Consider the following 20,147-nt stretch of genomic DNA (forward strand, 5'->3'; position numbering starts at 1 on the left):
GATGGTCTCGTGCATCTCAATCTGTTACCTTTATCAAATTGGATACTCTCCTTTTTTTGTCATAATTGTAGTGTAAACCTCTCCGGTCTACCAGCCCCTACACCACTGGTTCTCCAAGCTGGGTGGGGATTGACCCTCTTCAGGTTTCACTGTCGAGCGCGATCTCAATTCCGGTTAAGCTTTGTAACATTCCGAGCGTTTAACCGTCGCTCGCTCGATCGCTTGGCAATTTCAAAATGCTTACGGACTTCGGAATATTTCTATAGTACAGATTTAATTAAAACAGGCGATCGCCACTCCGTGTAAGCAATCCAAACAATACACCGAGCTTCTCTCCCATTCTTATCTCCTCTTCTGTAGAAGGGCATCTGTCATAAGGCTGACTTGGCTTCAGGCTTCCGTCTTTTTCAGTTGCAAAAACATTGGCTTGTTGCGACTCAGAGGAAAAATTAGGCATTTTCCTCCAAGACAGATTGCATCTAAATTGCTTATATATTTATAACTTTTTTTTCTGAAAATCCCCCATATCAATCAATACCGCAAAATACTGTATCGATTTATAATGCAAAGTATATGAATTGCCGCCGCGTTCGCAGGCGCTCTCTTCGGAGAAGAGCGAATCGCCACAACCCTTTTTTCCCCTGCAATCCAACCCTCTTCAACTTGCAAAAACCTGATTCGCCGGGAATTTTTTCGCGAAAATCATAAAATGGTTATTCTGTCAATCTTTCGGTAGGAGGAAATTTAAGGGTGACAACGAGCCAATAGGTTGACTGGATTTTATATTTCTTTTATCTTTCCGGTGTAGGGGCCACCTTTCACTGACAGGGGTGGGCGCAAAAAAAGTCAGCCCTCCGATGAAGGCTGACTTTTTCGCGCTATAATTTTGGGGCGCAAACTGCCCCGTCAACTCCCTAGGGAGCTAATGCATTACCGCGCAGCAGACTGCCAATGGTTTTGGCGGTGATTTTCATTTGCACCAGTGGATTGGCAGGGACCACGGTTTTGTACAGATAGCTGTCAAACGTCATACGCTGCACGTCGATATCGGCGCACATTTCCACGAATGCTTCGCGGGAGGCATCACTGCGGTAAAATACTCGTTGCAGGATGTCGAGCACCTTGTAAGTCATGCCGTATTTTTTATCCCACCGCTTCAGGTAAAGCTTTAGCTCTTCCTCGGTGGGAACGCGGGTGCCGCCATTGGAAAATTCCACGATGGTTTCCGCGCACATGCGAGCTGACTTGGCGGCGAAGTAAATCCCTTCGCCGGAAGATTTGGTCACGGTGCCGGCAGCATCGCCGACGAGCGCCACCCGGCCCCGCACGCGACGAGGACGCGGATGTTCCGGAATTGGGTGCGCTTCCACTTTGATGATGGAACCGCCTTCCAAGCGTTTGGCAGCACGGGTACGAATGCCGGCTTGCAGTTTTTTGATTAACGCTTGGTTCACTTTCATGGTGCCAGTGCCCACGGCAACGTGATCGTATTTGGGGAATACCCAAGCGTAGAAGTCTGGGGAAACGTCGTTGCCCACGTACATTTCCGCCAAGTCTTCGTAGTAGGCCATTTTGTCTTCCGGAAGCCGAATTCGCTCCTGGAAGGCGATCGCGTAGTTGTAGTCCCCCGCTTCGATCGCTTTGGCAACCCGGGAATTGGCTCCATCCGCCCCAATTACCATGTCCACTTTCAGGGTCTTTTGCTTGCCCGCTACGGTCCCGTCTGAATGGTCCGCATAGTGGAGGGTGTAGGGATCGGTGTTGTTCGAGGGAATCTCTAGTTTATGAACCGTACCGTTAATCAGGTTGGCTCCTAATTTGGCGGCGCGATCGCGCAGGAATCCATCCAGGATTTCCCGGCGGCACATGCCAATATATTCTTCTTGTTTTTCTATTTTGATATCGACTTCCACATTCGACGGCGAGATCATTTTCATATTTCTCACCCGCCGATCGATGATGTGAGCGGGTAAATCAAACTCGCCCACCATACACAAGGGAATCGCCCCGCCACAGGGCTTCGCATTATCTAGCTTGCGCTCGAAGAGGTAGGTTTCAATACCTGCCTTCGCAAGCGTCTCGGCAGCAGATGAACCTGCCGGACCCGATCCAACAACTGCAACCCGTAGTGCCAAAGATGTTCTCCCTATCTGTCACGGTTACGAGATGTCATCCTACCACGCTCTTTTTCCTTTTTTTCAGAAAACCCGCCGAAATATGACAAAAATGCAACATAGTTTAACATTCCGTTACATTTTGGCTCCCTGAGTGGCGATCTGTAATTGGCAATTTTTAAACCGGGCTGGTATTATACATCCACCCATCTCGCCGTGGCAAGTCTCAACCAAACATTTTCGCGATCGCCGCGCGCGAACAGTTTTTATCCCTTCCCCCCCCCACCCAAAAAATTACCCCGTCGCCCCAGGAACACCGACGCCACCCCCCGCAAGGACAATGCAAAAATCCCCTTTCTGGGTAATAGCCGGATTTTCAATCTTTCAATCGGATTCCATCCCGGAATTTCAGTCGTTGCAAATGTAGCCATATTTAAGGCAGCAAATGTAGCACCAGCAAATGGGTTTGAGAGGATTTGACCTGCATGGCAATAGCTTAAGGGCTGTTAATCAGCCGCGATCGCCTCTCGGCTAAGCTTTAATTTTCACCAATTATTTTTTATAAAATCGATAAGAAATCACCATAAAATAGCCATTTTTTCCAAAGTCAAAATCTGAAAATAATGGTGTTTTACTGCCTATTTATTAGGTCATTTATAGCCAGAAATTACGATTTTTGATAGATGAGGAGTTGAAGGAGCGTAAATTCATTCAAGAATAATTGACAAATGGGGAAAGCCAATTAAAACCCAACCCAGAAAAAGTAAGACAGTTTGGCGCTGGGCTGTTTGATTGTTCTGACAAAGCAATCGGGATAGAAGCCAACAGGAGGCGCAAGTTAAGTGAATGGCCCAACACTCAAGCAGGTAAAGCGCTGGGTAAGCAAAAGCGATTGGGGAGGAGGGGGAAACGAGAGAAAAAGAACTTAACCAGTTGCGAGGGAATTGAGGGGAGAAAATCCAGAACCCAAGGGAATACGATCGCCCAACCCAGCTAAAAATTTCCCCCATAAAAAACCCCCGCAACTGACAGTGAAAGAGCAGAACTCCATGACAGTTACGGGAAAGGCGATCGCGCTTGTCAATCAAGCGGTGCCATGCGGCGAAAACAATTCTATGGTGGGGGTTTCAGCTTTTTGTACTAACAAGCTAACGGGGAAAGAAAGAGGGATTATTCTCTTCCGGTGAGATTATCGAAAGTTTTCTTAACTTGCTCGGAGAAAGAACTTTCGTCAGTCTCTTCCGGGCTGACCATTTTTTCCTTATCCGCGTCACCCTGAACCACATTCAATCCAGGATTGGTTTTTTCGATTTGTTCGTTCATAGAAGCGGGGTCTTTTCCGACGACTTCTTGAGATTCCTTTTCAACTTTGAGCAGTTTATCTTCACCTTCCATTGGGCTTTTCACCGCTGCATAGGCAGGCAAAACGCTCGAGAAAAACAATAAAGCGCAAACGCAGGCGGCGACCAACAGCCGAAACGGACGAAATTTGCGAAGTTTTAAGCTCATAGAGCGCATATTAACGTTCTCCTAGATTAAAATTTGCTGAGTTCGGGGAAGTCAGCAGAATGTCAAAAAATCAGACATCTGAGTTTCCCGAAGTCAATTCCATATTAATCCGAGAGTGTGGCCACATACATCAGTCTTAAGATATAGATTAAACAGCGATCGCGAGCTTCTGGTGCAACATTGGAGCGAAAAGCCAAAAGTTATAGCGGTATTTTCATCAGATTTACCTGGAATTGAGCAGAAGACATCGCGATCGCAGATGAGCCACATGCAGTGGGGGAGGAATACGCGCGCGCGCCCGAGAGAGATACCGACAGGCGCGATCGCGGCGGCGTAATCCGGGCGATCGCGCGATCGGGCGATCGGGTCGTTCATCACCCCAGCAAATTTACAAAACTTGATTAATTAAAATCTCAAATCATTGCAGCCAAAGATTAAAATGAACCCTCGACGGTCATTTCAACCCAACTGATTCTTAACATTGGCAAAAAACTATGATGACGCAAGACGAATTTGAAGAAATGCTCGCCGATCCGGACAAGAGAATTACCCAAGACATCTCCTGGAGTCCCGATGAAGACAGCTCCCCAGTCTTAGAATTCCGAGTCAAAGTAGACTCCGACGCCGACTATCCCCTGATTATCAAAGGCAGCTATAACAGCCTCGCGCAAACCCTCTCCTACTCGCTGATCCACCGCAACTGCGGGCGCGTCTACGGACTTGACATCGGGACCGAGCATCGCAACCCCGACGGAGAATATGTCGGGACCTACCATCGCCACTGGTGGGACGAAGGTTGGCGAGACAAACTCGCTTACGTGCCAGAAAACATCACCGCCTCGATCGCCGATCCGGTGCGGGTATGGGAAGAATTTTGCAAAAGCATTCAGATCGTGCATGATGGATTCATTGAAGATCCGCAAGTCCCCCCCGAGTTGGAGTAAGAGTAATGCCCACCCCATCGCAACAGATTGCCAATCATATCGGCGAGCTATTTACCTGTTCGCCTGTGGCGCAATACATTCGCATTCGCAGCCCTTATCTGTATCCCGATGGCGAGATTATCGACTTTTTTCTCGAAGAATACGACGATGAGTCATATATCAGCGACTTAGGAGAAACCTTGCGCTGGTTGCGAATGCAAATGACATCCAAGCGCATTTCGCAAAAATATCGCGCCCTGATGCAAGATATTTGCCTCACCTGTGGGGTAGAACTGGTGGGGGGAATCTTGCGGGTGCGGCTGGAACATCCCGAGGAACTCGCTTCCGCCATCACCCAACTCGCCCAAGCTTCGGTGCGAATCGCCGGGTTGTGGACCCCCCCGAAAGGCAGCGGTTTTGTCAGCATTCTCGAACAAGTGGCAGAACTGCTTGAACGAGAAGGTATTCCCTTCAATCGCAATGCCAAATTTCCCGGGCGATCGGGAAGAGATTGGAAAATCGATTTTCACACCTTAAATGAAGGATGCAATGCCTTAGTTTCCGTGTTAAGCGTCGGGACTGCAGGCGCTGCGGTGGGTAAAGTCAAAAGCGTGGTTGCCGGATGGTACGATTTGACCCAAATGAAGCAAGAACCCAACTCGATGCGGTTTATTTCTCTGTTTGACGATACCGGAGAGGTTTGGGGGCCGGAAGATTTTAAACTGATTGGCGAACTCTCCGATGTGACATACTGGACTGAACCGGAAAAATTCCTCGATAAATTAGTCACGCGGGGATAATTTTCCGGCGAGAATCGTTGGTTTTTCCTGCACTTATTCGATAATACAGTGGCATGGAAACGCGGAGGCGTCAGGTAGGGGGAAAGCTTGCTAAAATGAGAGTTTAGGGATTGCAGATTTATCTGGAATCCGGGCAGAGAAAATATAAAAAAAACTCTCTATGAATGCCTTCGATCGGCTATTACAGGCTCACAGACTGTGGCGATCGCTGCTGAAATATTTGGGGTTATTCTGTCTGTGCTGGGTTCTCATCCTCAGTTGCACCCCATCCCCCCGCACCGAAGTCCCCTCCACCGCCAACCGGAGCGATCGCATCAGCATGGGCACCACCGCCAAACTGCGAACCCTAGATCCCGCCGATGCCTACGACCTCACCGCCGGCTACTTGCTCAACAACCTCGGCGATCCCCTCTACAGCTACAAACTCGGCACCACCGAACTCATTCCCCGCCTCGCCACCGCACTCCCCACCATCAGCGACGACGGCTTAACCTACACCATTCCCCTGCGCCAAAACGTCACCTTCCATGACGGCACCCCCTTCAACGCCGCCGCAATGGAATTTTCCCTGCGCCGCTTCATCGAAAACGGCGGGCAACCCTCATTTTTGCTCCGGGATCTCGTCGAATCCATCGCCGCCACCGACGAGTACGAATTAACCCTAACCCTGAAAAAACCCTTCGCCGCCTTTCCCTCCCTCTTGACATTTACCGGATTCTGTGCTATATCTCCTCAAGCCTATGAAATCGGCCCCGGCAAATTCCAACCCGATACCTTCGTCGGCACAGGACCGTATCGACTCGCCAACTACGGCACCGATTCTCTCAAATTAGACCCCTTTGAAAATTACTGGGGCGACAAACCAGCCAATCAGGGCATCGACATTCAACGCTATCCCAATAATCCGGCAAATTTGTACAATGCATTCGTCACCGGTGCGGTGGATGTAGCTTATGAAACCCTCGATCCACAGCAAATTCGCTCCCTAGAACGAATGAAAGCGGAAAAAGCCATGCAGGTGATTTCCCAAAGCGGCAATTCCGTCACCTATTGGGTACTCAATACCCAATTTCCCCCCTTGGATACGGTGGAAATTCGCCAAGCTCTCGCGGCGATGATGGACCGCAATCTACTCATTCAGCGCATTAGCGAAGGGCAAGCCGAACCCCTGTACAGTTTGATTCCCAGCACCTTTGCTGCATCCGAACCAGTGTTTGAGCAGCGCTATGGCGAAGGGGATATTCCTCGGGCAAAAGAATTGTTGGCAAAGGCGGGATATTCGCAGACCAATCCCCTGAAATTAGAGGTATGGTATCCGACGAGTTCCCCGGTTAGAACTGCAGTGGCGACAGCGTTATCCGCGATCGCCGATCGCGAACTCGAGGGCATCCTTCAACTCGAACCGAAAAGCGTAGAATTCACCACCGCCACGGCAAATTTAGATAAAGGCGTTTATCCCACTTTTTTATTTAGTTGGTTCCCAGATTTTTTCGACCCGGATAATTACATTCACCCCTTTTTGAGTTGTGCCAAACGGTCCCCCGAAACCGGATGCGAATCGGGAGGGAGTCAGTCCCAAGGGTCATTTTATTACAGCGATCGCGCTAACCAACTCGTCGATCGCCAGCGACAAGAACTCGACCCCCAACGCCGCCAAGCCATTTTTCGCGAAATCCAAGCCAAAGTCGCCGAAGACGTTCCCTATATTCCCCTCTTTCAAAACAAAGAGTATGCCTTTGCTCAAAAAAATATCGCCGGCGTTACCCTAGAACCCGCTCAACCCTTTCCCCTCTGGCAAATTCACTCCACTGACTAACCTTCAAACCTTTTTCCCTTTCCGTTTCCCCTGACAACCGCTGCATCATCTACAGCAAATGAATCCGGCAGAAACTACCAACTTCCTGGGCGATATATTGGTCGTAGACGATGTAGCGACCAACCTGCGTTTGTTAAGCCATATTTTAAAGCGACATGGCTATCAAGTCCGCCCCGTCACCCACGGAGAATTCGCAATCAAAGCGGTTCAAGCCAGTCCGCCGGATTTAATTTTGCTCGATATTATGATGCCAGAAATCGATGGGTATCAGGTCTGCGAAACCTTAAAATCCGACCCACAAACCCGCGATATTCCCATCATTTTTCTCAGTGCCCTCAGTGATGGAGCGGATAAAGCTAAAGCCTTTCAAGTTGGCGGGGCAGACTACATTACCAAACCCTTTCAAAAGGAAGAGGTACTCGCGCGGGTTGCCAATCAACTCAAGCAACGCCAATTGCAACAACAATTGCAGCAGCAAAGCGAACTGCTCAGGGAGCAAAATGCCCAAATGCAAGCCGAAATTAACGATCGCAAACTGCTCGAAGGTCGGTTGCTTTCTGCAGAAGAAAAAATGCGCGCCGTCTTTGAAGCAATGACGGATATCGTCGCTGTGGTGGAGTTTCAAGGGGGAGAAATTGGCAATCTGGATATTTTACCCACCAATTGGGTGCGGTTATATGATGGCGAGATAGATTTAGTCGGGCAAACCATCGAACAGTTTTTTAATCCAGATACCGCCGAAAGCTGGCGGAACGTGATTCAAAAAGTGCTGGAAAGCCGAGAAACGATTAATTTAGATTATTGCCTAGAAATGGCGGAAGAAATCTTCTGGTTTGCAGCGGCAATTTCTCCGGTACGCGAGGATGCAGTGATTATCGTGGCGCGGGATATCAGCGATCGCTTCCGCGCCGAAGAAGCGCGACGCATCGCCGAAGAACGATATCACAGTATCGTGGAAAATGCGATCGATGGCATCTTTCAATCCACCGCCGACGGGCGCTATCTCAGCGTCAATCCCGCCCTGGCAAAAATCTATGGCTATCCCGACCCCGACGCATTAATCCACCACATTCAAAACATTAACTCGCAACTGTACGTTAACCCCAACCGCCGCCAGGAATTTATCGAACAAATCAATTCCAACAATTCTGTGACGGGATTTGAGTCAATGGTATATCGGCAAGATGGTAGCATTATTTGGATTTCCGAAACCGCCCGTGCCGTGCGCGATTCCAGCGGCAAAATTCTGTACTATGAAGGCATCGTCTCCGATATCACCGAACGAAAATTCGCTCAAGAAGCAGTGAAGTTTCAACAAGCTCAGACCGAAAAACTGCTGCTGAATATTTTACCCCAACCGATTGCCAACCGCCTGCAAGATGGAGAAAATCCGATTGCCGATCGCTTTGACAATGTTAGCGTTTTATTTGCCGATTTAGTCGGCTTTACCCAATTTTGCTCCGAACAACCGCCGGAAAAATTAGTGCAATTGCTCAATCAAATTTTTTCCAATTTCGATAAACTCGCCCAACAACATGGGCTGGAAAAAATTAAAACTATCGGCGATGCGTATATGGTGGTGGGAGGCTTGCCTTTTCCTCGGGACGATGCGGCAATTGCGATCGCGCAGATGGCATTGGAAATGCAATCCGTCTTAACTACATTCAACCATCACCACTCGGAAAACTTTCAATTGCGACTCGGCATTCATACCGGTCCAGTCATCGCCGGGGTGATTGGGATGAGCAAATTTATCTATGATTTATGGGGAGATACGGTGAATATTGCCTCGCGCATGGAATCGAGTGGAATCCCGGGAAAAATTCAAGTCACCGCCCCCACTTACGAACAGTTAAAAAATACATTTACCCTAGAAAAACGCGGCATTATTCCCGTCAAAGGAAAAGGAGAAATGCTCACCTATTGGTTGATGAATTATCTGCAAAATTGATATCCTCCGTTCGTGGGAAGCTGTATGGCATTGCCGTATTTACAAAATCCGTAGGGCCTGCATTGCCAACCACACCGCTTGCGCCAAGGGTACCGACCTAAATTATCCGGTGAATCAGAAAAGTTGGCTGAAAATCGATCCAAACTGAACAAAGACCTTTCGCAATTACGGTAAAATCTAGAATTCAGGCACAACCATTCCTTGGGGGAAAAATTGGACAAGCAACCTGTAAAGTGGGCAAAATATCCCAGTTTCACCGATACAATCGAAGCCGTGGTGGGCACTCGCCAGTGGCGCAAACTGCTAGAATTTGTCGGATTGTTTTCACTGTGTTGTTTTCTGGCGATTAGCTGTGGCGATCGCAGTGCGACAAATCCCAATGCGGATCCCAGTCGAATCGCGATCGGGACCACGGCAAAAATTCGCACCATCGACCCCGCAGATGCCTATGAAAATGCCTCGGGGATGTTGCTTTACAACCTCGGCGATCGCCTCTACACCTACGAAACCGGCACCACCACCCTCAAACCCCAACTCGCCACCGCCCTCCCCACCATTAGCAACAATGGCGTAACCTACACCATTCCCCTCCGCCAAGGGGTTCTCTACCATGATGGCACCCCTTTCAATGCCCAAACAATGGAATTTTCCCTCAACCGCTTTATGCAAAATGGCGGTTCTCCCTCCTCATTATTATCCAATATCGTCGCATCTATCGAAGCCACTGACGAGTATGAATTAACCCTCACCCTGAAACAACCCTTTGCGGCATTTACCGATTTATTAACCTTTCCCGGTTTAGCCGCCGTTTCGCCCCAAGCTTATGAAATCGGCGACGGTAAATTTAAACCCGATAGCTTTGTGGGAACCGGACCGTACAAACTCGCCAGCTATGGCACCGATTCGATAAAATTAGAGCGATTTGACGATTATTGGGGCGAAAAACCCGCTAATCCCGGCATCGATATCCAGCGCTTTTCTAGTCCGGCAAACGTTTATAATTCCTTCCGCAAAGGAGCTGTAGATTTAACCTATGGCTCTTTGGACCTCAATCAAATTGCCAGTTTGGAAAAACAAGCCGCATCCCAAGGATGGGGGGTGATTTCCAGTCGCAGTAATGGGATTTACGTCCTGACTTTAAATATGAAAGACGAGGCATTACAAAAGCCAGAAGTGCGACAGGCGATCGCGGCGATCGTGAACCGCCCACTCCTGCAAGAGCGCGTCTTTCAAGGGCAAATCGAACCGCTTTATAGTTTGATTCCCGCAACATTAGACAAATACTATCAGCCAATTTTTGAACAAAAATACGGCGATGGCAATATCGATCGCGCTCGATCCGCCCTCGCCGAAGCCGGATACTCCGCAACCAATCCGCTCACCCTAGAACTGTGGTATCGCTCCAATCTCAAAACCAATGCCGATGCAGCCTTGACAATTAAAGCCTATACCGAACGGGAATTAGAAAACCTGGTGAAGATTCAATTGCAAAGCGTGGAAGCGGCCACGGCTTATAATAATTTGGACAAAGGCATCTATCCGATGTTTATCCTGGATTGGACCCCCGACTTTTTGGATCCGGATAACTACATTCAACCGTTTCTCGACTGCACCAAAGGGTCTCCAGAAAGCGGCTGCGAAGAAGGAGAAACCAAACTGTGGGGGTCGTTTTATTATAGCGATCGCGTCAATCAACTCATCGACCAACAGCGCCAAGAACAAAACCCCGAACAACGTCAGCAAATCTTCCGCGAAATTCAAGAAATCCTCGGTCAAGATGTGCCATTTATCCCCCTCTGGCAAGGAAAAGAATACATCTTCGCCCAACCGGGAATCGAAGGTGTCCTCATCGAACCCACCCAAAGAGTCCCCTTTTGGACGATTCGCAAATAATCTGGGTGAACGATTCCGCAGAGATGCTAAAATCTTGCGCTAACTCGTTCCCCCCTGGGGGGAACACACAACCTGTAGAGATGCGATTTATCGCGTCTTCCACCGCCTCCCCCCCCTAAACCTCAAACTTCAAACACCAAACATGTCTCGTTCCAAAGCACTACAATCCTATATTCTGCTGCGCCTGTTGCTCGCCCCCTTGATGCTGTGGACGATCGCCAGCTTGGTATTTTTGCTGCTGCGCGCCACTCCCGGGGACCCCGTGGATGCCATTTTAGGTCCGAAAGCCCCAGAACTGGAAAAAGAAAAAATCCGACAGCAGCTTGGCTTAGGTGCGCCCTTGTGGGTGCAGTATCTCCGCTACATGGGAAGTTTGTTGCAATTCGACTTGGGCACCTCCCTCACCACGCGCGGACAAACCGTGTGGGAAATTATTCAGCAATATTTCCCCGCTACTTTAGAAATCGCCGTCTGTAGCATGACGGTGGCCCTGCTGGTGGGCATCGGTGTGGGCATCATGTCCGCGTCTCATCCCAACACCCCTTGGGATGTGGGGGGACGCATGTTCGGAATTATCACCTATTCTTTGCCGGCGTTTTGGGTGGGAATGCTGATGCAGTTGATTTTTGCCGTGCAACTCGGGTGGTTTCCCCTCGGAACTCGCTTCCCGATCGCCGCAACTCCCCCCCAAGGTCCCACCGGTCTTTACACGGTGGATAGTCTGTTAAGTCTCAATTTCGGTCAGTTTTTCACCGCGATCTATTATTTGGCCCTCCCATCGATTACTCTGGGCATTCTGATTAGCGGCATTTTCGAGCGCATCGTCCGGGTGAATTTAAAGCAAACCCTACAAGCGGATTATGTGGAAGCGGCGCGCGCCCGAGGCATTCAAGAGCGCAAAATCGTCATGGCCCACGCCCTGAAAAATGCGATGATTCCGGTGATTACGGTGATGGGATTGACTCTCGCGGCATTACTCGGGGGGGCGATTTTAACCGAAGTGACCTTTTCTTGGCCCGGATTGGCTAATCGTTTGTATGAGGCAATTTCTTTGCGCGATTATCCTACGGTGCAGGGAATTGTGGTGTTTTTTGCCGCGATCGTGGTCTTGGCAAGCATCCTCATCGATATCCTCAATGCCTACATCGACCCGCGCATTCGCTATTAAGTGTTTGGATTGTTAGACGTTTAAATTGCATATTTACACAAACTCGTTTCCCCGCTCAGCCTCAGCCAGGGAACGAGTTTGTGGCAAAATTATGCAAATTAAATGCTAACTCATTCCCAGAACGTTCTTTCTGACTCTGGAATCGCCAAAGTTTCGGTAATTCCACGCATCCCCTCCCCCGCAAAAACCGGGAATTGTGCTGATGACATGGGCCGGTCAATCGACCCACAATAGGAGAAAGACCCACTCGTGGCTTTCTCTGCATCGGCTCAAAAGAGGTTTGAACATGCAACGCGAATCCCATTCTGACCCGTTTTTGGATGAATTTGCCTCCCGCATTCCTCCGGAAACTGCATCCACTTTTACTCCCACTCAAATGGAGATGGTGAAACGGGAATTTGGCCCGCGTTCCTGGAAAAAGCATCCGGTGGATATTCGCCTCACCATTCCTTTTTTTAAACGGGGGTTTTATGTGGTTTTGCTCAGCGGACCGGAACGGCGATCGCGAGAACGTCTGCGCGCAGAACGTGGCAAACATCCCCTCTCTACCGCAAGCAATCTCATCGTTCTCACGGCATTGAGTTTGACCGTTCTCACGGCGGGAATGGGCCTGCTGTTCTTGTTTACCGCTTTTCTTTTAACTCCCTTAGTCCCGGAAAATGAAGGCTTCGTCCCAGATATGGTGGAACAAGAAGCCGAATATTTTTTGCACAAAATTGGTCGGTGATTGAGGAGGCGATATATTTTTTAAACTTGGCATAAAATTACTGGCAAGATATTTAACTCGTTCCCAGCAAAGCTGGGAACGCCTTCTCCGAGAAGCCGCCTTTCTCCCCAATCAATGTGCTTGCATAATTTTTACACTTGCTTAGCATCAAATCATTTTAAACCGATTAATTCTTTTTTTCGTTTCCAATAAAAAATGGAAACGAAAATAAAGAAAATTAAGGTAAACATCTCCTTAGTTTCTCATCGTTTTAAGTCGAATTAACACCCCTTCAATGCGACTGACGGCTTCTGGGTTTTCCTGTCTGGCAAATAATTCTCGAGCGGTTTGCAGGACATTTACAGCTTCTTCTGGTTGGCCTTGCTGATATAAAATAATGCCGAGATTGCCATGTGCTTCGGCAAAGTCCGGTTGCAGGCGAATGGCGTTGCGATAGGCAGTGATGGCGCGATCTAATTGGCGAAGATTGACCAAGGCATTGCCCATGTTATAGTAAGCGGGTGGATAGTTCGGCTGGAAGCGAATGGCGGTTTCGTAGGCAGCGATCGCCTCTTCTAGTTGCTGTTGTTGCGCTAGGGCATACCCTAAGTTATAGTGAGCGGTAGGCAGTTCGGGATTGATGCGAAGTGCTTCTCGATAGGCCGCGATCGCCTCTTCTATTTCTCCTAAACGCGCTAATGCTACCCCTAAATTGATTTGGGCTTCGGCAAAATCGGGATAGAGGCGAATCGCTTCTCGATAGGCGGCGATCGCTCCAGGTAAATCCCCCTCCTCCTGTAGTTTGGTTGCCTGGTAGTAATTTTGCTCCGCCGCTTGCAACATTTCCGCATCCTGGGACACCCACACGTGATGCTCTGGGCCACGATCGTCGCGATCGCCTATCTGCGCGTGCAAGGGTTTCGTTTCCAGCGCTAACACTACCGCGCTCAAACTCAGCGCGATCGCCATCCCCCTCACTCGCCCCATGCCTCGATTTTTATTTCTCAACATTGGCAGTTTCCTAAAATTTAATGATTTGACTGATTTTCCGCTGTTTCTCCAGTGTAGCTAAGCCACAAGTCAAGTTGGCAACCAAAACCCAGGGGTTTATCTTTTAATTCAAGTAAAAAACTAGGGTTTTTCCCGATACAAAATCAGTTGAGGGTGGTGATAAATTGCGAAGTTTACGCAAATCAGTTTCCTTCGAGTTTATTTGTGCAGGGAGAATAAACGCGGGGAGCAATTTGTCAAGCCAATGTAACAATTTTTAATATTCAGCCAAGGAGGGGAAAAATCTGGGACGCGATCGAGCAAGGGTGCTTCCAATATCCCCTCTGGATCCACCACCGTCAGCGTTGGCAAGGGTAGGGCGCGACCTGGGAGCCAGGGCGAAAATATATACAAAAGGCGATACAATGTATCCTCCCCAGGAAGAGGGAGCGAAACAATAGTGCTTTTTATGCCCCCCATTGCCGACCCAGGCGCGATCGCCATTGCTTTTGCCCGCCGGATTTTATCCGATTAACCCAATTGTGACAACCACTGTTGCAAAGCAGCCTCGAGATTGCCATCTTGGGGCGAAAAACCACAAATCGGCTTTTCTAACGGTCGATCCGTAATCCAAGCCAAATGCAAACCCACGTCATTGGAAGCCGCAATTCGACGACAGTAGTTGAGCAATTCCGGATAAGGGTCGCACTCGTGCAAAATTAAGGCCAAATTCTGCGTTTCCAACTCTTGTTTGGCTGTCAACAGCCACCGCTCCAACTCAGCAAAATTACGAGCAGCCGGGATTGGAAAACTGGGCAACGCCTTGGCATAAATTTTGTTGCACAGGACTTGCGCGATCGCGGCGGAATCCGTTTCCCCTTCCAGAGAGAGGAGATTAACCGCCAGGGGATACGTATTCTCACTCCCACGGAGATTGGCCAAACAATTTTTGCCAGACTTCTGGACAGAAGTTGGCGGGTTGTCCCCGCAAATTGCCCGATGGAAATCCACATAATTGAGGCGATCGGCACATAACCAAAACAAATCGTAGTAAAGACGACCTAAAGGCGAATCGAGATTTTTTCCCTGAATCGACCAGTCATCTTTTAACGCAGTAATGGTTTTGAAAAAATACTTACCCTTTAAAATGGCTTTCAGGCTTTTAAGCGCCAAACAGCGAGTTTCCTCATCTTGCGTATTGCGGATGAGTTCGACCAAGGTATCGAATGCGTCGGCATCGCCCGGGTTAATTTGTGCCAGACTATAAGCCGCCAATCGGCGCAGTTTATTGTCAGCACAGCGCTCCAAAATGGAACGGAGGGTGTGAATCGCGCCCTGGTGCTTAGGAATTAATTGCCCTAAGTTATGAGCGACGATACAGCGGAATTTTTCCTCGGAAGTTGAGTGTAGAAGTTCTTCGAGAACGGTTGTGGCTCTCGGGTGGCCCGGGGCGATTTTTCCCAGGTTAAAAGCAGCAATCTGGCGAATGGAGCGATTAAACTGGGGGTCGAGGCGATTCTCTAAGGCGGCGATCGCTCTGGGGTGACTTAACCCCCGGTCCCCCAGGCTATATGCCACCAGCCGCAACAATTGTTCATCTTTGCTGTTTTCCAACACTTCGAGCAACTTTTCCCAAGCTTTGGGAGAGTTGGGAGCCAGTCGCCCTAAACTCTGGGCCGCCTGTTTGAGAAGTTTGCGATCGTCGGTGCGGGACAACAGGTGGTTGAGCGCCTCGATCGCCCTGGTTTTGTCCGCCGCATATTCTCCGAGGCAATCGGCCACTTTTTGGGTAAAGCGCGGCGTGGGGCTAGCGTTTAACAGTTCCTCCAGGGCGGCGATCGCCTTTGAATGACCCGGCTCGATTTCCGCCCCACTCGCCGCAATTTCGAGGCGGAGATTGGGGTCTTTCGTGGAATCGAGCAATTGTTCCAGCTCAGCGATCGCCTCCCGGTTGCCTGGATCGAGCTGTGCGAGGGCGAACGCGATGCGAGTGCAGGTACTGGTATCGGAAGTAGCCTGTAATGCTTCAGTCAGTTGGTGGATAACCTGCGGGCGATCGCTTTCTTGCAGTGCCGATCGCGCACTGCGTTCCAGGGCGGGGGGAAATTTCTGGCGGCTTCCGTCTTCCACTTCCTCACCCAAGGCCCAGGTGATGACTTGTGCGACGATCTCATCAGCAGCTTGAGACTGCGGAAACTCGGCAATTCCCGCCGCTGCTAAAAAATACGCCCGATAGGTATAAAATTCCGCTTCGATGTAGGGGTCAAACTTCTGCAAAGCATCGAGAAATTCTTCTTTGCGATCGCCTGGAATATCCTTTCGTCCGAACCACAGCAAAATCACCTCTTTCCAGTGGGGGTCGAAGATGCGATATACCCCCCGCTCCGGATCGAGAAAAAATCGCCAATCTTCTACCTGGTGGGCGGCAAAATATTCCTGTAAAATCGGATGCCAAAACTCGTACAACCACTCGTTTGGGTCTTCGTCCGGTTTCCGGACAAAACTTAGCAAGCCGATATCAATGGCTTGCTGAAATAGTTGGCGATCGGGTTTTTCAAGCTGTTTATATGCCTCAGTTTGTCGCAATTTAAACTGAGATTTTTCCGGATGCATGACTTCTAAGGCTAAATTGCCCAAGCCATCATTTAACTGTTGTCGTTCCCCGGCTGTCTGCTCGGACACTCCCACTTGGTTGAACTGGTAAATCGCCTCGATAAACTGTTCGTATAAAGCAGCTTTGGTTTCGGGCAAACTTCCCTTTTCAATTTGCCAAGTCTGACATAACACCCGCAAACAAATCGGGTTTTTGATAACTTCTCGCAACCGTTCTTTGCCTGGGGTTTCCAGTTCGGCTTTCAGACTATCGGCCAGGTTTTCTCGCTCTGCAGAAGGTCGATCGGCAGCAAACCACTGGTCGATAAATTGCTGAACTTGTTGCGGGTAGGTAAAGCCGGCAATCCGATAAATCTCGAAGTCTTCTACAACATTGGTGGGTTCTTGTTCCCACAGATTGGCGCGACAGGTCAGCACCACCCGGGCGGGTGCGATCCAGGACGTGAGTTGATTGGCAATGACCTCGAAGGGGGATTCTTTGCTGTTGAGAATTGGCATTTCGTCAAGACCTTCGAGCAATAGCCAAACTCTTTCGCTTTCAAACAGTTTGCGTAAGGCTGGTAAGGTCTGTTCGGTGACATTTTCTGCTCCACCTAAAACCTCTGGGAGCCACTTGTGTTCTAAGTATTCTTCCAGGGTATCCCAATCGCGATCGTTTAACTCTGCTAAAGGAATCCAAATAGGACAGGCGTGGGGTTGGTGTTGCACAATCCACTCTGCCATTTTTTGCAATAGCATCTGCTTTCCGCTGCCGGTTTCCCCCACGATCGCAATCCGGTGGTGAGCTTGGGGAAGTTGATTGTTGCTCCCTAATGTCCGTTGGAAAAATTCATCGTTACTACAGAAGTGATGCGGGGGAAGCACTTCCTCTGCATCTTCTATCTGTTCTGTAGATTCTGGGGAAAGGGAGGTTTCCGCCAAAGCACCGTAACGGGTATCGATTAAGGTTAAAGGGACGCAAAGATTACTATCCAGTGAAGCGGGGTTTTTGGGGTTTGGCGGGGAAGAAGAAGGGGTCGATAATGGCGCGATCGCTCCTTCGCAAATCGCGCGCCAATCGATTCCTCCCGGAAGTCCGCGCAATTCTTCCCAACTCATCGGTTCCGTGGCGGAATTTTGAAAGATAATTGGCAACCAAGAAGCATTGGGAAATTCCGATTCCAAGCCTTGCAATCGTTCCCGCGCTTGTCGCACCGCCAGATAAAAAGAGTTGTTGTTGCTAAAGGAGTTGAGAAATGTTTTGAGGAATTCTTGGGCGATGCGATCGCGCACCGGTTCTCGCATCACCACGGTTTGGGGAAGGTTGACTTCTTCCAGTTGTCGCGCTAAACCAATTCCATCGCAAGAGTTGAAAATCGCAATTTGCAATCCCCGGGCGATCGCTGCTTTTAAACCATATTTTACCTGGTCGAGGGTTAAAAACTCCGAGTCGTTAATGTATATCCGACCGATGCTATCGCCCACGGTTTCACTGTGACCTGCAAAAAATAAAATGTCCCAATGCTCTTCCCACAATTTTGTCGAGATTTCTTCCAGATTGGGCTGTTCCAGAAATATCGGTTCGAGCCAGGGAATGGATTCGAGGGCTTCTCGATCCGCATTCACATCGATTCCTTCACTATTGCCCAAGATAGCTAACAGTCTGACTCTATCTTTGTAGGTAGAGACGGAGTTGACCTTCACCCCACTGGAGTGATGGGAACTTAACACCACTTCCGCGTAGGGGTTCTCGTCAATTAACTCCCACAAATGCCAGGGAAGTTTTTGTAATTCCAGGCTTTCCGTTTTAATGATGATACTGACTTCATCATCCCCATCCGAGTCTTCTCGGTAATACAAGTGCTTCAAACAATTTTTTTCCAGGAGCGAGCATGAAGGGGATGCCAGCCATTGTTTGAAGGTTTCGCGAAAGGTTGTGGAAAGCTGGCTGCATTCTTGGTTAAGCTCTTCGGGAGTTCGGTCGATTTTAACGTTATGAACTTTTAGCGCTCGGGTGGCTACTCCGAGACCTAGATAGGTGTCGCGCCACTTCTGGTAAGCTTCTTTAAGCTGCGGGTTGGAAGGGAGGGTAACGCTGAAATCCTCCAGCACTCGGTTTTGATTTTCGTGTTTAATTTGGCAGACGATTTGCAGCCCCTCTGCAAGGGTGCCATGTATAGTCAGATCGGCGCGTTTTTTCGGCATAGGGCAAACAGGGAAGAGAGCTTCTGTGGCAATGATTTGCAGGAAAACGCTCGGTTAGCGCAAATCGCTGTCAAACGATAAAGGGTTCCACGACTCGGCGGGAATTTTGTTCTATTATAATGCTAAAGCGATCGCCTAACTCAGCGGTTATCTCAAATTGGATATTTTCTTTGGCTGACGATGCTTTAGCGCCGGGAATTTCGCGATCGCTTTCGTCGAGCAAGCGTACCTCTAACCCTTCTGGAAGCTGGGTACATCCTGGACTGGGCAATATCTGTATCACCAGGGTGACTTCCCCCGACTCCAGAGGCGAAATGGCGATCGCCAGTTCTACAGTCTCTGCATCTTCCCCGAGGGCGATCGTTTTCCGCCTCACCACCGCGCGATCGACACTGCGAAACGCCAGATTCGCTTCCGAAGTCCTCAACAACTCGTCCACCGACTCCCACACCGGGGCAAAAATCCCCTCCAACCATTCGCTCAAGCGCGTCGGTTCCCTTTCCTCCTCCGACACCGCGCTCACCTCCTGCACCGCAAATCCCCCTATTTCCGTCAGTTGTCCCGACTCGAATAAAGCTTGCATGCGCTCGAATCCTGCTTGAGAACCTGCAAATTCAATAACGATAGAACCTTTGGTTATTTTAATCATTTTTTGCGTGTCGTCTTCCGATAATTCTTGCACGAATTGCTCGAGCTTTTCTAATGTGTCTGTATTCAATTCATCTAAATCACCCTCAAGCGTCAAACACCATTTTTTTCGCTTGCCTTTTATACTGCGAACTTCTTTGACTTCTATATTGTTCCAGCGATCGATTTGAATAAATGCTCCGTTTTTCGATTGATTTCGGTTGGTTGAGTCATAAATTACAGTTCGTGGTATTTCTTCATAATCTTCCCCAGGCTTTTCCTCTAAATCTATCCCCAGATTGCTAAAGCATCGATCTAGGGTGGTCAGATTGACGCCTTCTTCTCTTTTGAGGATTTTAGAAACCGTATCCCGATTCAACCCAACCTCTACACTTAATTCGCTGATATTAACCCAATCCTTCAGATTGGCAGGCTTATCCTTTGCGTCCCCGAATTCACGATTGCCATCAGTGCCCTTTCTTAAGCAGCTTTCGGGAATCTTCTTTTTTAATTTTTGCAATCCCTTCTCGGTGAGTCGATAGCTGGGTTTAGGTTTAATCGCCATTTTTCGGGTTAAATTTGGACTTTACCATCGGACTTGCGATCGCCGAGCGGATTTCTTGACCCTAGTCCGGATCCTTTTGCGGGAACGGGCTGAAACCTCTATTCTATTGTTGCCCCTGAAAAACTGCCCGAACGCTTGAATCGCAACTCGTCGGTCTCTCGTCGAGATATCTAAGCTGGAAACCCGCGCCACTCGGTTTATAGTGCGTAAGGTTAAACTAAGCAATTCCGTCACCAGAACTACTCGTCTTCAGAACCGGACTTGAGACTTTCACCTCATCCGGCTCCT

At 49.1% G+C, this 20,147-nt stretch carries 15 protein-coding genes; 8 read left to right on the forward strand and 7 right to left on the reverse strand.

Features of this window, described 5'->3' with window-relative positions; translation table 11 throughout:
- Positions 1-277: 277 nt before the first annotated feature.
- From LKK83_RS17785 to LKK83_RS17795, 3 genes are all read right to left on the reverse strand, one after another.
- A complete protein-coding gene (locus LKK83_RS17785; RefSeq protein WP_324632600.1) occupies positions 278-457 on the reverse strand; it encodes a hypothetical protein in 180 nt (59 codons plus the stop codon).
- A gap of 457 nt (positions 458-914) precedes the next feature.
- Positions 915-2,135 carry a geranylgeranyl reductase gene (gene chlP, locus LKK83_RS17790; protein ID WP_324632601.1) on the reverse strand — a complete coding sequence of 407 codons (1,221 nt, stop codon included), beginning with the start codon at positions 2,133-2,135 and terminating at the stop codon, positions 915-917.
- 1,149 nt (positions 2,136-3,284) lie between these two features.
- On the reverse strand, positions 3,285-3,632 hold the full coding sequence (locus LKK83_RS17795; protein ID WP_324632602.1) for a low temperature-induced protein: 348 nt from the start codon (positions 3,630-3,632) through the stop codon (positions 3,285-3,287).
- A 264-nt stretch (positions 3,633-3,896) separates the two neighbouring features.
- Here LKK83_RS17795 and LKK83_RS17800 point away from each other — a divergent pair, with 264 nt between their 5' ends.
- From LKK83_RS17800 to LKK83_RS17835, 8 genes are all read left to right on the forward strand, one after another.
- Positions 3,897-4,028, forward strand: coding sequence for a hypothetical protein (locus tag LKK83_RS17800; RefSeq protein ID WP_324632603.1), 132 nt, complete (start codon positions 3,897-3,899; stop codon positions 4,026-4,028).
- Positions 4,029-4,117: 89 nt separating this feature from the next.
- A complete protein-coding gene (locus tag LKK83_RS17805; RefSeq protein ID WP_324632604.1) occupies positions 4,118-4,567 on the forward strand; it encodes a DUF6978 family protein in 450 nt (149 codons plus the stop codon).
- Between the two features lie 5 nt (positions 4,568-4,572).
- The gene (locus LKK83_RS17810; RefSeq protein WP_324632605.1) at positions 4,573-5,346 is read left to right on the forward strand and encodes a DUF1828 domain-containing protein; all 774 of its coding nucleotides are present in this window, start codon (positions 4,573-4,575) and stop codon (positions 5,344-5,346) included.
- A gap of 160 nt (positions 5,347-5,506) precedes the next feature.
- Positions 5,507-7,162 carry an ABC transporter substrate-binding protein gene (locus tag LKK83_RS17815; RefSeq protein ID WP_324632606.1) on the forward strand — a complete coding sequence of 552 codons (1,656 nt, stop codon included), beginning with the start codon at positions 5,507-5,509 and terminating at the stop codon, positions 7,160-7,162.
- 58 nt (positions 7,163-7,220) lie between these two features.
- Positions 7,221-9,113, forward strand: a complete 1,893-nt coding sequence (locus LKK83_RS17820; RefSeq protein ID WP_324632607.1) for an adenylate/guanylate cyclase domain-containing protein — start codon at positions 7,221-7,223, stop codon at positions 9,111-9,113.
- A gap of 273 nt (positions 9,114-9,386) precedes the next feature.
- Entirely contained in the window at positions 9,387-11,006 is a 1,620-nt protein-coding gene (locus LKK83_RS17825; RefSeq protein WP_324632615.1) for an ABC transporter substrate-binding protein, read from the forward strand.
- Positions 11,007-11,148: 142 nt separating this feature from the next.
- The gene (locus LKK83_RS17830; RefSeq protein WP_324632609.1) at positions 11,149-12,174 is read left to right on the forward strand and encodes an ABC transporter permease; all 1,026 of its coding nucleotides are present in this window, start codon (positions 11,149-11,151) and stop codon (positions 12,172-12,174) included.
- A gap of 286 nt (positions 12,175-12,460) precedes the next feature.
- Positions 12,461-12,901, forward strand: coding sequence for a hypothetical protein (locus LKK83_RS17835; protein ID WP_324632610.1), 441 nt, complete (start codon positions 12,461-12,463; stop codon positions 12,899-12,901).
- A gap of 234 nt (positions 12,902-13,135) precedes the next feature.
- Here the strand turns inward: LKK83_RS17835 and LKK83_RS17840 are convergent, their stop codons facing one another.
- The 4 genes from LKK83_RS17840 to LKK83_RS17855 form a co-directional block, all read right to left on the reverse strand.
- Positions 13,136-13,891 (reverse strand): tetratricopeptide repeat protein, encoded by a 756-nt coding sequence (locus LKK83_RS17840; RefSeq protein ID WP_324632611.1) that lies wholly within the window; start codon positions 13,889-13,891, stop codon positions 13,136-13,138.
- 198 nt (positions 13,892-14,089) lie between these two features.
- Positions 14,090-14,242 carry a hypothetical protein gene (locus LKK83_RS17845; protein WP_324632612.1) on the reverse strand — a complete coding sequence of 51 codons (153 nt, stop codon included), beginning with the start codon at positions 14,240-14,242 and terminating at the stop codon, positions 14,090-14,092.
- Positions 14,243-14,401: 159 nt separating this feature from the next.
- A complete protein-coding gene (locus LKK83_RS17850; RefSeq protein ID WP_324632613.1) occupies positions 14,402-18,667 on the reverse strand; it encodes a HEAT repeat domain-containing protein in 4,266 nt (1,421 codons plus the stop codon).
- A 70-nt stretch (positions 18,668-18,737) separates the two neighbouring features.
- The gene (locus tag LKK83_RS17855) at positions 18,738-19,859 is read right to left on the reverse strand and encodes a DUF1822 family protein (RefSeq protein WP_324632614.1); all 1,122 of its coding nucleotides are present in this window, start codon (positions 19,857-19,859) and stop codon (positions 18,738-18,740) included.
- Positions 19,860-20,147: the final 288 nt, after the last annotated feature.

The sequence above is a fragment of the Phormidium sp. CCY1219 genome (assembly GCF_035615515.1).
Lineage (GTDB): Bacteria > Cyanobacteriota > Cyanobacteriia > Cyanobacteriales > Laspinemataceae > CCY1219.